The 12,385-nt window shown below is 61.5% G+C and carries 11 protein-coding genes and 1 pseudogene; 4 read left to right on the top strand and 8 right to left on the bottom strand.

Annotation, left to right across the window (positions count from 1 at the left end; translation table 11 throughout):
* Window positions 1-61: 61 nt before the first annotated feature.
* A complete protein-coding gene (gene ettA / locus AB4M76_RS04020) occupies window positions 62-1,717 on the top strand; it encodes an energy-dependent translational throttle protein EttA (RefSeq protein WP_368440522.1) in 1,656 nt (551 codons plus the stop codon).
* A gap of 299 nt (window positions 1,718-2,016) precedes the next feature.
* On the opposite strand, the gene AB4M76_RS04015 is transcribed toward ettA, so the two are convergent.
* Entirely contained in the window at window positions 2,017-2,994 is a 978-nt protein-coding gene (locus tag AB4M76_RS04015; RefSeq protein ID WP_368440521.1) for a PleD family two-component system response regulator, read from the bottom strand.
* Between the two features lie 374 nt (window positions 2,995-3,368).
* Between AB4M76_RS04015 and AB4M76_RS04010 the strand changes: the two genes are divergently transcribed.
* Window positions 3,369-3,575 carry a cold-shock protein gene (locus tag AB4M76_RS04010; RefSeq protein ID WP_007117950.1) on the top strand — a complete coding sequence of 69 codons (207 nt, stop codon included), beginning with the start codon at window positions 3,369-3,371 and terminating at the stop codon, window positions 3,573-3,575.
* A 146-nt stretch (window positions 3,576-3,721) separates the two neighbouring features.
* On the top strand, window positions 3,722-4,273 hold the full coding sequence (locus tag AB4M76_RS04005; protein ID WP_368440520.1) for a L,D-transpeptidase: 552 nt from the start codon (window positions 3,722-3,724) through the stop codon (window positions 4,271-4,273).
* A gap of 68 nt (window positions 4,274-4,341) precedes the next feature.
* Here AB4M76_RS04005 and AB4M76_RS04000 read toward each other — a convergent pair whose 3' ends face one another.
* The 7 genes and pseudogenes from AB4M76_RS04000 to AB4M76_RS03970 all read right to left on the bottom strand — a co-directional run bounded on the left by AB4M76_RS04000 (window position 4,342) and on the right by AB4M76_RS03970 (window position 11,777).
* Window positions 4,342-5,289, bottom strand: coding sequence for a LysM domain-containing protein (locus tag AB4M76_RS04000; protein ID WP_368440518.1), 948 nt, complete (start codon window positions 5,287-5,289; stop codon window positions 4,342-4,344).
* A gap of 133 nt (window positions 5,290-5,422) precedes the next feature.
* Window positions 5,423-6,403 carry an ABC transporter substrate-binding protein gene (locus tag AB4M76_RS03995; RefSeq protein WP_368440516.1) on the bottom strand — a complete coding sequence of 327 codons (981 nt, stop codon included), beginning with the start codon at window positions 6,401-6,403 and terminating at the stop codon, window positions 5,423-5,425.
* A 27-nt stretch (window positions 6,404-6,430) separates the two neighbouring features.
* Window positions 6,431-7,270, bottom strand: a complete 840-nt coding sequence (locus tag AB4M76_RS03990) for an ABC transporter permease (protein ID WP_368442377.1) — start codon at window positions 7,268-7,270, stop codon at window positions 6,431-6,433.
* Window positions 7,270-8,130 (bottom strand): ABC transporter permease, encoded by an 861-nt coding sequence (locus AB4M76_RS03985; protein WP_368440515.1) that lies wholly within the window; start codon window positions 8,128-8,130, stop codon window positions 7,270-7,272. The genes AB4M76_RS03990 and AB4M76_RS03985 overlap by 1 nt, the downstream gene beginning before the upstream one ends.
* Entirely contained in the window at window positions 8,130-8,915 is a 786-nt protein-coding gene (locus AB4M76_RS03980) for an ABC transporter ATP-binding protein (RefSeq protein WP_368440514.1), read from the bottom strand. The genes AB4M76_RS03985 and AB4M76_RS03980 overlap by 1 nt, the downstream gene beginning before the upstream one ends.
* A gap of 72 nt (window positions 8,916-8,987) precedes the next feature.
* Complete coding sequence (gene hydA, locus AB4M76_RS03975; protein ID WP_368440513.1) at window positions 8,988-10,448, bottom strand: dihydropyrimidinase; 1,461 nt, start codon at window positions 10,446-10,448, stop codon at window positions 8,988-8,990.
* Window positions 10,449-10,527: 79 nt separating this feature from the next.
* Window positions 10,528-11,777, bottom strand: a pseudogene (locus tag AB4M76_RS03970) (Zn-dependent hydrolase).
* Window positions 11,778-11,943: 166 nt separating this feature from the next.
* Here AB4M76_RS03970 and AB4M76_RS03965 point away from each other — a divergent pair.
* Window positions 11,944-12,385: TetR family transcriptional regulator C-terminal domain-containing protein (locus AB4M76_RS03965; RefSeq protein WP_368440512.1), on the top strand; the 442-nt coding region annotated here is incomplete at its 3' end.

Genomic DNA, 12,385 nt, shown 5'->3' with positions numbered 1-12,385 from the left:
CTTGGCTTGCCCGGGCGATATGGCACTGCAAACCCCAAAACGCGTTTCGAGGATTCTCCAAATGGCTGCCTATCAATACGTCTATCACATGTCCGGCGTCTCCAAGACCTACCCCGGGGGCAAGAAGACATTCGAAAACATCCACCTGAACTTCCTGCCCGGCGTGAAGATCGGTGTTGTCGGCGTCAACGGCGCGGGTAAATCCACCCTGCTCAAGATCATGGCCGGGCTCGACAAGGATTTCTCCGGCGAGGCCTGGGCCGCAGAGGGCGCCAAAGTCGGCTACCTGCCGCAGGAGCCCAAGCTCGACCCCGAAAAGACCGTGCGCGAGAACGTCATGGAGGGCGTGGCCGGGAAAAAGGCCATTCTGGACCGTTACAACGAATTGGCGATGAACTACTCGGATGAAACCGCCGAGGAGATGGCCAAGCTGCAAGATGACATCGACGCGCAGGACCTCTGGGACCTCGACAGCCAGATCGACGTCTCGATGGAAGCGCTGCGCTGCCCGCCGGATGACGCGATGCCGGAAAACCTCTCGGGCGGTGAGGCGCGCCGCGTGGCGCTCTGCAAACTGCTGCTCGAAGCGCCCGACATGCTGCTGCTCGATGAGCCGACCAACCACCTCGACGCCGAGACCATCGCTTGGCTGCAGCAGCACCTGATCGACTACAAGGGCACCATCCTCTGCGTGACCCACGACCGCTATTTCCTCGACGATATCACCGGCTGGATTCTCGAATTGGACCGCGGCCGCGGCATCCCCTACGAGGGCAACTACTCCGACTGGCTGGAGCAGAAGGCCAAGCGGCTGGCGCAGGAAGCGCGCGAAGACAAATCCAAGCAGAAGACGCTGGAGCGCGAACTTGAATGGATGCGCCAGGGTGCCAAGGCCCGTCAGGCGAAATCCAAAGCCCGGATCGCGGCCTATAACGAGATGGCCGAGACCTCCGAGCGCGAGAAGCTGTCCCGCGCCCAGATCGTCATCCCCAACGGCCCGCGCCTTGGCAGCAAGGTGATCGAGGTCGAGGGCCTGAAGAAACACATGGGTGACAAGCAGCTGATCGACGGGCTCGACTTCTCGCTGCCGCCCGGCGGTATCGTTGGCGTGATCGGCCCCAACGGCGCGGGTAAATCGACGCTCTTCAAGATGCTGACTGGCCACGAGAAACCCGACGAAGGCACCATCGAATACGGCGATACGGTTGAACTGTCCTATGTCGACCAGAGCCGCGACGATCTGAACCCCGAGGACACCGTCTGGCAGGCGATCTCGGGCGGGGCGGAACTGATCAAGCTCGGCGATGCCGAGGTGAACTCCCGCGCCTATTGCTCGTCGTTTAACTTCAAGGGTGGCGACCAGCAGAAGAAAGTGGGCCTCCTGTCGGGCGGTGAGCGTAACCGCGTGCATATGGCGCGGCTGCTGAAAGAGGGCGGCAACGTGCTGCTGCTCGATGAGCCGACCAACGATCTGGACGTCGAAACCCTGCGCGCGCTCGAAGACGCGCTGGTCGATTTCGCCGGCTGCGCCGTGGTCATCTCGCACGACCGTTTCTTCCTTGACCGTATCTGTACCCACATCCTCGCCTTCGAGGGCGAAGCGCATGTCGAGTGGTTCGAGGGCAACTTCGAAGACTACGAAGAGGACAAGAAGCGCCGTCTGGGTGCTGATGCGCTTGAGCCGAAGCGGTTGAAGCACAAGAAGTTCGCGCGGTAAGCGCATTGAGATCAAAATACGAAAGGGCGCCGCAAATCCGGCGCCCTTTTTTATGCGCGCCGTTTCAGCGCTCCGCCCGGTGGCACACCGGGCATCGCCCTCCCTCCCCCCGGAGGGCGATTTAGCGACGTCGCAACCGACGGCAGCATCAGCGCGTCTTGCGCCCCGGTCGCCAGTCGCTACCGTCCACATCGCCCCCCAGGGAGGGCGCTGCCCTCAGCGCATGACAGAAACAAAAACGCCCGTCCCACATCTCGGCAGGACGGGCGCTTCGCAAACCTTGAAAAGGAACAACACCCTCAGCGTTCGTCGTCGATCGCCGTTTCAAGCTGGGCAAAAAGATTATCCTCATCATGCCGCGCCAGCCCGTGCAGCGGGTCCCAGCTTTCCAGATGCTCGCGCAACTTGTTGCTGGCCGAAAGCCCCGACCACAGACGCTGCTCACTGACCGAGGACACCCGCAGGCTCGGCGGCAAAGCGTTGTTCATGCCCTTCCCGTCCCAATTCTTCTCCAGATACTCATGCATCCGCTCCTCCATGGCCTCGGTGTTCAACCGCGCGCGGCTCAGGACCACGCCGACATATCGGCCACTGCCCGCATAGGCGAGGTGAAACCGCATGCCGTGGAGCGAATGGATGGTGGCAGAGGCGACCTGTTCCATCTGGCGGCGGAAGGCGGGCGCTTTGACAGCGCGGTAAATCCCCCGCGCCCCTTCGACCGCGACGGAAAAGAGGTTCATTGAGAAACAGCCGCTCGGCAGGCGCAGCAGGTAGTTTTCCAGTGCAAGAAAATCGCTGCACCCTTCGACGTTCAGGTCAAAGCCTTCGTCGAAGCGGATTTTCATCATCTCCGTCAGTTCAGACAGCGTGTGCTGCGCTTCGCGCTCCCGCAGCAATGAGGCATTGAGCATGCTGGCCGAGTTGATCCGGGCGCTGAGCTCAACCCCATCCAGAGGTTTGCAAAGAAAATCCGTGGCGCCGGCATCAAAGGCGCGCTGCATCATCGCAGGCTCCCGGCTGGCGGTGATCATCACGATCGGTGCCGCGCGGTAAAACGGCACGTCGCGGATCGTCTCGCAGAGGCTGATCCCGCTGATGCCGGGCAGCATGATATCGAGCAGGAAGGAATCGAACGGCTTGTCCGCATCCTGCAGGATTTCCAAAGCTTCTTCTGAGCTTTCCGCGCAGACCAACTCGTAATTGTCGTTTTCCGTCAGACATCCGGTCAACAGGTCCAGGATGACAGGATCATCATCCACCGCAAGAATTCTCATCATTGTGCAATCTCCGCATGGGGCGCTGGCAGGCGCAATTGGGGCTTTCGGGCAGAAAACCACCTGGGGCGGGCAGCAATGCGACGGGTTTTAGACAATCTTTAGACAGTCCCGGCCCCGCCATCTGCATGAAAAACAAGGACAAGCGCCGCGCAACATGGCGGGAAAGTGCCGAAAGCGGGCGCCCCGAAGGCCGCGCGCAGGGGGCCGGAATCGATCCCCCTTGATCGAATCCCCCTCTGATGCGATATAGGCGGGGCAGACGTTATCTTTTTCGACCCACTGTCTCCCTCATACGGCGCTCAGTCTATCGATCCAGACAAACCACGCCGGGCCATCGCACCAACGCGGATGGCATCAATATGGAGACTACGGATATGGCCACTGGCACCGTAAAATGGTTCAACACAACTAAAGGCTTCGGCTTCATCGCACCCGATGGCGGCAGCAAAGATGTTTTCGTGCATATTTCCGCTGTTGAGCGCGCTGGCCTGACCGGCCTGGCCGACAACCAGAAAGTGACTTTCGACATCGAAGCCGGCCGTGACGGCCGCGAGTCCGCGACCAACATCGCGCTGGCCTAAGGCCCGGGGGCTGCGGCCCTGACCCGAAAGTTCAAGCGGCCCGCCGGCAACGGCGGGTCGTTTTTTCATGTGCCATCTTGCCAAGACGCCCCGCCGTGACCGAAGGTCGAGATATCCGCTCAATTTATTCCCAGATGGAGCCTGCCATGCGCCGCCGTAGTTTTTTGATCAGTACCCTTGCCGCCACCACCCTGCCGCTCATGGCACAGGCCCGGACCGCGGCCTATGATCCGAGCCCGCAGATCGTCCCGGTGAAGGCGCAATATGCGCCGGGGCAATTGCTGATCCTGCCGCGCAGCCATTACCTCTATTTCGTGACGGCGCCGGGTCAGGCGATGCGCTACGGCGTGGGCGTGGGCAAGGCCGGGCTGGAGTTCACCGGCACCGCGACCATCGACGTGAAGAAAGAATGGCCGACATGGCGCCCCACCAATGAGATGATCGAACGCGAGCCACAGACCTACAAACGCTTCATCGGCAATACCGACGCCCAGCCCGGCGGTCCCGGCAACCCCTTGGGCGCGCGGGCGCTCTACCTGTTCCAGAACGGCCGCGACACTTTTTTCCGCATTCACGGCACGACCCAGCCCAATTCCATCGGGCGCTCGGTGTCGAACGGCTGTATCCGCATGCTCAACGACCATGTGATCGACCTCTACCAGCGCGTGCCACTCGGCACCAAGGTCACGGTTCTGTAAGACCCTCGCGGGGGACAGCAAAAAGGCCGGGCAGACGCCCGGCCTTTCCATTTTCATCTAGGCTGCGATCAGCGGTTCACTTCGTCCAGTTCCGCCACCTCGACCGTGCCGAGCCCTTGCTGGCAGATCGACATGTCGGCGCGTTCGCCTTCGACCTCGACATATTCACCTTCGGTAAAGGGAATGTCGTCGCTGACGATTGCCCAGACATCGCCGTCTGGCGTGGTCAGCGTGTGGCATTCGACGCCTTCATTCACCCGGCCCTCCAGCGCGATTTCCTGGCTGGCATCGGCCGATCCGGCGACGGTGAAGTCACCCGATTTATAGGTATAACCCCGGTCGGTATCGACGACGAAGGTCAGATAATCCTGCGGCTCGGCCCATTCGGGCACGCGTACTTCGGTGCGCAGCTCACCATCGGCGGCCACCTGCACTTCGCGCAGGGCGCGCCATTCGGAAGAGGTTTCGCCGACGCCCACGGTCACCCAGTCATTGGGGCGCAGGTTGCGTGCGATGAGGGTCACCTCGCTGCCGACCTCGGCTTCGGTCGGGGTCACGCGGATGCTGCCCTGCCGCTCGTTCTGCTGCGGCACCTCGAGCACATCGCCCACGGCCATGCGCAGCGGGTCAAGGTCCTCATTCTCGTTCAGAAGCTCGAAAAGCGAAATGCCGAGCGCCGAGGCGATGGCATAGGGCGTGTCGCCCTGCTCCACCCGGTAGGTGCCCTGGGCATTCGCGGTGCTGCGCGTCGTGTCGTCCGACGTGCCGCCGCTGGCGCTGCCCTCAAGGGCAATGCGGGTGCCCACTTCGATGTCGCGCACGTCACCGATCTGCGGGTTCAGGTCCATAATGCGCGACAGCGAGACACGGCATTGCTGCGAGACCTTGTGCAGCGTGTCGCCGTATTGAATCTGATAGCTGTTGCCGCAGGCGCTCTGGGCGGATGCGGCGCTGGCCAGACCGGTCAGGGCCGTGGCGGACAGCGCGGAAAGGATGAATTTGCGAGACTGTGTCATGTCGTCCTCCTGTGGTGTCCTCTGCCCGTAAAACGAGCACCCCCGGGGGCCATGTTCCAAGATTTTTCCCTCAGAAATGGAAAAGGGCCGGCGCAATGCACCGGCCCTTCCGCTCTGTCATGGGGGCAAAGGCTTACTGAAGCGCCTTGTCGGTGATGTCATGGGTCCAGGCGCCTTCGGGTTCCTTGGTGATCATGCCACCTTCCATGGTGATCGCCGCGCTGCGGTCAAAGGCCGCCTCGTCCAGACGCCCGTCGCTGCCCTTGGTCAGCTTCACGATCTCGCCCATCATCCGGGTCTGATGCTTCTCGGTCTGGGCGCCGGTCTGGTCATTCTCCAGCACGATTTCGGCGGCTTCTTCGACATTCTCCTCGGCGTATTTCCAGCCCTTCATCGAGGCCCGCACAAAGCGCGCCAGCTTGTCGACCATCTCGGGGTCTTCGAGGTTCTCTTCGGTGGTATAAAGACCGTCCTCCAGCGTCGAGATGCCCTCGTCCTCATATTTGAAGACCACCAGATCCTCGGGCGTGAGACCCGCATCGATCACCTGCCAATATTCGTTGTAGGTCATGGTGGTGGCGCATTCGACCTGCTTTTGCAGCAACGGGTCGACGTTGAAGTTGATCTTCTGGATCGTCACCCCGCCGTCAGAGCCGTCGGTGGGATAGCCCAGCTTGCCCATCCAGCTCAGCAGCGGAATCTCATTGCCAAAGAACCAAGTGCCCAGCGTGTTGCCCGGGAAGTCCTCCGGGCTTTCGATGCCATGCTCTTTCAGACAGGTCAGCATCAGCCCCGATTTGGCGAAAGGCTGCGCGATGTTCACGATCGGCGCGCCCTTCTCCCGCGCGGCCAGAGCGGAGGGCAGCCAGTCCACCATCACATCCGCGCCGCCCCCAAGCAGCACCTGCACCGGGGCAATATCCGGCCCGCCCGGTTTGATCGTGACATCGAGCCCCTCTTCCTCGTAGAACCCTTTGTCCTTGGCGACGTAATAGCCGCCGAACTGCGCCTGCGTGACCCATTTCAACTGCAAGGTCAGCTCATCCTGCGCCTGTGCCATACCGCCCCAGAGGCCCAAAGCGGCCCCGGCTGCGATCTTCGTGATATTCTTCATTTTTATCTCCCTGTTGGTTGGTCGTCTTTATGTCCTTTGGCTGGGGTGCCAAAAGGTCACCCGTCCTTCGATAAGAGCCATGATACCATAGAACGCCGATCCGGCTATCGCCGCGACAACAATCTCGGCCCAGACCAGATCAAGCGCAAGCTGCCCGACCGAGGTGGAGATGCGAAAGCCCATGCCCAGCACCGGAGAGCCGAAGAATTCAGCGACGATGGCGCCAATGAGAGCAAGCGTGGTGCCGATCTTCAACCCGTTGAAGACAAAGGGCATCGCCGCAGGCAGGCGCAGCTTCAGCAGGGTGCGCCAATAGCCCGCCGCATAGGTCCGCATCAGGTCGCGCTGCATGGCGTCACTGGCCTGCAAACCCTGCACCGTGTTCACCAGCATCGGGAAGAACACCATCACGACGACAATCGCCGCCTTGGACTGCCAGCCAAAGCCGAACCACATCACCATGATCGGCGCCATGCCGATGATCGGCAGCGCAGCGACGAAATTGCCCACCGGCAAAAGCCCGCGTTGCAGAAATGGGAAACGGTCAATCGCCAATGCCGTGAGGAAAGCCGCACCGCAGCCGATGATGTAACCGCTCAGCGCCCCCTTGATGACGGTCTGCACAAAGTCGATCCACAGGATGTCGAGCGAGGTGGCAATGCGGGCCGCGATCACCGAGGGTGCCGGCAAGAGCACCTGGTTGATGTCAAAACCGTGCACCACCCCTTCCCAGACCGCGATCAGCGTCAGCCCAAAGACAATAGGCGCGGCCAGCGCCGCCCAGCGAGAGGGCCTTTGCCGGGCCAGCCAGACGTTGAGCGACAGCCCGGCGACCCATGCGACAATGGCAAAGAGAACCCAAAACATCATGCCATCCCCATCCGTTTCAGCGTCAGGCGCTGGACCAGGCCAATCAGCCCCACCATCAGCGCGGCCAAAGCCGCCGCCATCAGCAAGGCGCTCCAGATCTGCACCGTCTGCCCGTAGTAGCTGCCGGCCAGCAGCCGGGCGCCGAGCCCCGCCACAGCGCCCGTCGGCATCTCCCCGACAATGGCCCCGACCAGTGAGGCGGCAACGCCCACCTTCAGCGAGGTAAAGAAATAGGGCATCGAAGACGGCAACCGCAGTTTCCAGAAGGTCTGCCAGCCGCTCGCGTTCCATGTGCGCATCTGGTCCAGCTGCATCTGATCCGGGCTGCGCAGCCCTTTGACCATGCCCACGACCACCGGGAAGAACGACAGATACATGCTGATGATCGCCTTCGGCAGCAGACCCGAGAGCCCGACCGCATTCAGCACCACGATGATCATCGGCGCGATGGCGAGGATCGGGATGGTCTGGCTGGCGATCACCCAAGGCATCACCGACATGTCCATCGTGCGGTTGAACACGATCCCCACCGCCAAGAGCGTGCCAAGCCCGGTGCCCATGACGAAGCCCAGAAAGGTCGCGCTGAAGGTGACCCAGGTGTGATAGACCAAGGACCGTTTCGAGGTCACTTTCTTCATCACCGTGGTCTTCCAAAGCTCCGCCCCCACCTGATGCGGGGCGGGCAATTTGGGCTTATCCTGCGACCATGTATCGGCCACCAGTTCCGAGACTGTCAGCGTCTTATCCGCCCGCGCCGCCACATCCCGCGCCCATTGCGCGTTGAGCGCAACCGCCGCGCCATACCAGATCAGGATCAAAAGCCCGACAACCGTGAGAATGGGAATGACATTACGCATCAATCGTCCCCATGCCCGGCGCGGAGCCCTTCGCGCACGCGGTGCGCGATCTCCAGAAACTCCGGTGTTTCACGAATCTCCAAGGGCCGTTCGCGCGGCAGCGGGCTTTCGATCACATCGGTGATCCGCCCCGGTCGCGGGCTCATCACCACGATCTTGGTCGAGAGATAGACCGCCTCGGGGATCGAATGGGTGACAAAGGCAATGGTCTTTTCGGTCCGCGCCCAGAGCTTCAGAAGCTGCTCATTCAAATGGTCCCGCACGATCTCGTCCAGCGCGCCGAAGGGCTCGTCCATCAGCAGGATATCGGCATCAAAGGACAGCGCCCGCGCGATCGAGGCGCGCTGCTGCATCCCGCCCGACAACTGCCAGGGAAACTTCTTCTCAAAGCCGCTCAGCTCGACCAGTTCCAAGACCCGCTGCACCCGCTCGGCCTGTTCCGCGCGGGGGATGCCCATGATTTCCAAGGGCAGACGGATATTGCCGCCAATGGTCCGCCACGGGTACAGCCCGGCGGCCTGAAACACATAGCCGTAAGCCCGCGACCGGCGCGCCTCTTCGGGGCTGACCCCGTTGATCGTCACCACGCCCCCGGTCGGCTGCTCAAGGTCCGCCATGACCCGCAGAAAGGTTGTCTTGCCACAGCCCGAGGGGCCGATGAAGCTCACGAAATCGCCCTTGTCGATCTCAAGGTTCACGTCTTTCAACGCATGGATCGGCCCGTCATTGGTCTGAAAGGTCAGATCCAGATTCCGGGCGCTGATCACGCTCTGGTTTTCTTGCACTAATTTTTCTTCCCTGTTGGTCGGCCGCTTTTGGCGCGGCACTTTACCTGTGTTGAGATACTTTTACATCATTCAGATCCCCGCCGGAATGTTCAACGGATCGCGCTTGATCATCTTGGGGCTGTTCAGTTCCTTCCACTTGCTGAGCGCGACGTTCGCGCTCGGGAAGGCCGGGCGCGGCACGAAACGGCCCCGACCGGGCTGCGGCTGGCTGTTCTGCCCCCAGGCCCAGATCACCTCGCCCCGGCTCAGCGTATAGCGGCTCTGCGCCGTGACCTCGAAACCTTCGAAGACGTTGTAATCCAGCACCGAATGATGGTTCGCGGGGCTGATCGTCTTGGTGATCTTCGGGTCCCAAACCACGATATCCGCATCCGCCCCTTCGACGATCGCGCCTTTCTGCGGGTAGATATTCAGGATCTTGGCGATATTGGTCGAGGTCGCGGCGACAAATTCATTGGGCGTCAGACGCCCGGTCTCCACCCCTTCGGTCCAAAGCACGGCCAAGCGCTCCTCCAACCCGTTCGAGCCGTTGGGGATGATCCGGAAATCATCACGCCCCGCGCGTTTCTGCTCGGTGCTGAAGGCGGCGTGGTCCGTCGCCACCACCTGCAAGCTGCCCGCCTGCAACCCGGCCCAGAGACTGTCCTGATGGTCCTTCGAGCGGAAGGGCGGCGACATCACGCGCCGCGCGGCGTGGTCCCAATCCTTGTTGAAATACTCACTCTCATCCAACGTCAGGAACTGGATCAGCGGCTCACCGTAGACCCGCATCCCCTTTTGCCGCGCGCGCCGGATCGCCTCATGAGTCTGCTCGCAGGAGACATGCACGATATAAAGCGGCACGCCCGCGGTATCGGCGATGGTGATGGCCCGGTTCGCGGCCTCGCCTTCCAACTCCGGTGGGCGGGAATAGGCATGGCCCTCCGGCCCGGTGATGCCCTGGTCGAAATACTTCTGCTGCAACTCGGCCACCAGATCGCCATTCTCGGCATGGACCATCGGCAGCGCACCCAGCTCGGCACAGCGTTTGAAGGAGGCGAACATCTCGTCGTCCTCGATCATCAAGGCGCCCTTATAGGCCATGAAATGCTTGAAGCTGTTCACCCCCATGTCGACCGCGTCTTTCATCTCGTTAAAGACATTCTCGTCCCAGCCGGTGACGGCCATGTGATAGCCGATGTCGCTGCAAATCTGCGGCGCCGACTTGCGGTGCCATTCGTTGATCGCGTTCTTGATGCTGCCATCGGCGCCCGGCAGGCAGAAATCGACCACCATCGTGGTGCCGCCCACCGCCGCGGCCCATGTGCCGCTCTCAAAGGTCTCTGCCGCCGTGGTGCCCATGAAGGGCATTTCCAGATGGGTATGCGGGTCGATCCCGCCGGGGATCACATAGGCCCCTTCCGCATCGATATATTCATCGCCCTTCAGGTCTTCGCCAATCTGCTTGATCTTCTCCCCTTCGATCAAGACATCGGCTTTCCATGTCCGGTCCGCCGTGCAGACCATGCCACCTTTGATTACCTTGCTCATCTTTCTCTCCCCATTCTCTTTCTGGCCAAGATACTACCGGGGGGTCTGGGGGCTGGCCCCCACACCGCCCCCCAATATCTCAGCCCTCTATCTCTGCGGTCTCCAACACCGCATGGAGCAGCACATCCGCCCCGGCCTTGGCCCAGTCCTTGGTGATCTCCTCGGCCTCGTTATGGCTCAGCCCGTCGACACAGGGGCACATCACCATCGCCGTCGGCGCCACGCCGTTGATCCAGCAGGCGTCATGGCCCGCGCCCGAGATCAGGTTCATATGACTGTAGCCCAACCGCTCCGCCGCATTGCGCACCGCCCTCACGCAGCCTTCATCAAAGGCCACCGGATCAAAGCCGCCGACCTTCTCGAATTCAATCTCAAGCCCCATATCATCCGCGATCTTCTGCCCCTCGACGCGCAGACGCTGCTCCATATCCTCGATCACTGCCAGATCGGGCGAGCGGAAATCGACGGTGAAAACCGTCTTGCCGGGATCACGTTGCGCGAATTGGGATAGACCTCGATATGCCCTGCCGCCCCCACCGCATGGGGCGCATGGCTCCAGGCAATCTCGCTGACCTTCTCCAGCACCCGCGCCATGCCGAGCCCCGCATCGCGGCGCATCGGCATCGGGGTCGAGCCGGTGTGGCTGTCCTTGCCGGTGATCGTCACCTGCGTCCAGCTCAGCCCCTGCCCATGGGTGACCACGCCGATGTCCTTGCCCTCGGCTTCCAAAATCGGCCCCTGCTCGATGTGCAGTTCAAAGAAAGCATGCATCTTGCGCGCACCGACTTCCTCCTCCCCCTTCCAGCCGATCCGCTCCAGCTCATCGCCAAAGCTTTTGCCCTCCGCATCGGTCTTGGCATAGGCCCAGTCTTGGGTATGGATGCCCGCAAAAACGCCTGAGGCCAGCATCGCGGGGGCAAAACGCGTGCCTTCTTCATTGGTGAAATTGGTCACGACAATCGGGTGTTTGGTCTTGATCCCCAGATCATTCATCGTGCGCAGGATTTCCAGCCCGCCCAGCACGCCCAGAACCCCGTCATATTTGCCGCCCGTGGGCTGGGTGTCGAGGTGGGAGCCGACATAGACCGGCAGCGCCTCGGGGTCCGTCCCCTCGCGGCGGGCGAACATATTGCCCATCTGGTCGAGGCCCATGGTGCAGCCCGCCTCTTCGCACCATTTCTGGAACAGGGCGCGGCCCTCGGCATCCTCGTCGGTCAGGGTCTGGCGGTTGTTGCCGCCCGCCACGCCCGGGCCGATCTTGGCCATTTCCATCAAGGAATCCCACAGGCGGTCGGGATCAATCTTGAGGTTCTCTCCGGGGGCGGGCATAGGTCACTCCTCTGTCATCTTCGCATCGGCTTTTGCCGTGTTGTTTTTTTACCATTTGGTAAATCCACGATTGCGATTAGGTTATGGTCTGTCAAGAACTGCTTTGAAACAACCCGCCGCCGATCCACCAAACGCCTTTTTTCGCAGCACCACGAGGATCCCCGCCTTGCCCGCAAGCTCTGCCAAGAAACCCAGCCGCATTCAGTTGCGCAACCGTCGGGTGATTCTGGATGCCGCGCTAGAAGTCTTTTCAAAGCACGGCTATCGCGGCGCGACATTGGATCAGATCGCGGCCGAGGCGGGGCTGAGCAAGCCGAACATCCTGTATTATTTCGACGGCAAGGAAGACATTCACGTCACCCTGCTTTCGCGTCTGATGAAGACATGGCTCGACCCTCTGGTCGCGCTTGACCCCGATGGCGACCCGCGCGGCGAAATCCTTGATTACGTGGACAGAAAGCTGAAAATGGCGGGCGAACTGCCGCGCGAAAGTAGGTTGTTTGCCAATGAAATCCTGCAGGGCGCGCCGCGCATTTCGCCGGAGCTGCACAGCCATCTCAAACCGCTTTTTGACGAGAAATGCGCGGTCATCGCAGGCTGGGTGGAGA

This window comes from Sulfitobacter sp. PS-8MA, assembly GCF_040933935.1.
Taxonomy (GTDB): Bacteria; Pseudomonadota; Alphaproteobacteria; order Rhodobacterales; family Rhodobacteraceae; genus Sulfitobacter.
Note: the sequence above shows the minus strand (reverse complement) of the source record. Positions and strands in the feature narration are given on the sequence as shown.

Bases quoted from the DNA above. Each gene is read 5' to 3' on its own strand.
- ettA (WP_368440522.1), top strand. From the start codon at position 62: ATGGCTGCCTATCAATACGTCTATCACATGTCCGGCGTCTCCAAGACC.
- AB4M76_RS04015 (WP_368440521.1), bottom strand. From the start codon at position 2,994: ATGATGAGAATTCTTGCGGTGGATGATGATCCTGTCATCCTGGACCTG.
- AB4M76_RS04010 (WP_007117950.1), top strand. From the start codon at position 3,369: ATGGCCACTGGCACCGTAAAATGGTTCAACACAACTAAAGGCTTCGGC.
- AB4M76_RS04005 (WP_368440520.1), top strand. From the start codon at position 3,722: ATGCGCCGCCGTAGTTTTTTGATCAGTACCCTTGCCGCCACCACCCTG.
- AB4M76_RS04000 (WP_368440518.1), bottom strand. From the start codon at position 5,289: ATGACACAGTCTCGCAAATTCATCCTTTCCGCGCTGTCCGCCACGGCC.
- AB4M76_RS03995 (WP_368440516.1), bottom strand. From the start codon at position 6,403: ATGAAGAATATCACGAAGATCGCAGCCGGGGCCGCTTTGGGCCTCTGG.
- AB4M76_RS03990 (WP_368442377.1), bottom strand. From the start codon at position 7,270: ATGTTTTGGGTTCTCTTTGCCATTGTCGCATGGGTCGCCGGGCTGTCG.
- AB4M76_RS03985 (WP_368440515.1), bottom strand. From the start codon at position 8,130: ATGCGTAATGTCATTCCCATTCTCACGGTTGTCGGGCTTTTGATCCTG.
- hydA (WP_368440513.1), bottom strand. From the start codon at position 10,448: ATGAGCAAGGTAATCAAAGGTGGCATGGTCTGCACGGCGGACCGGACA.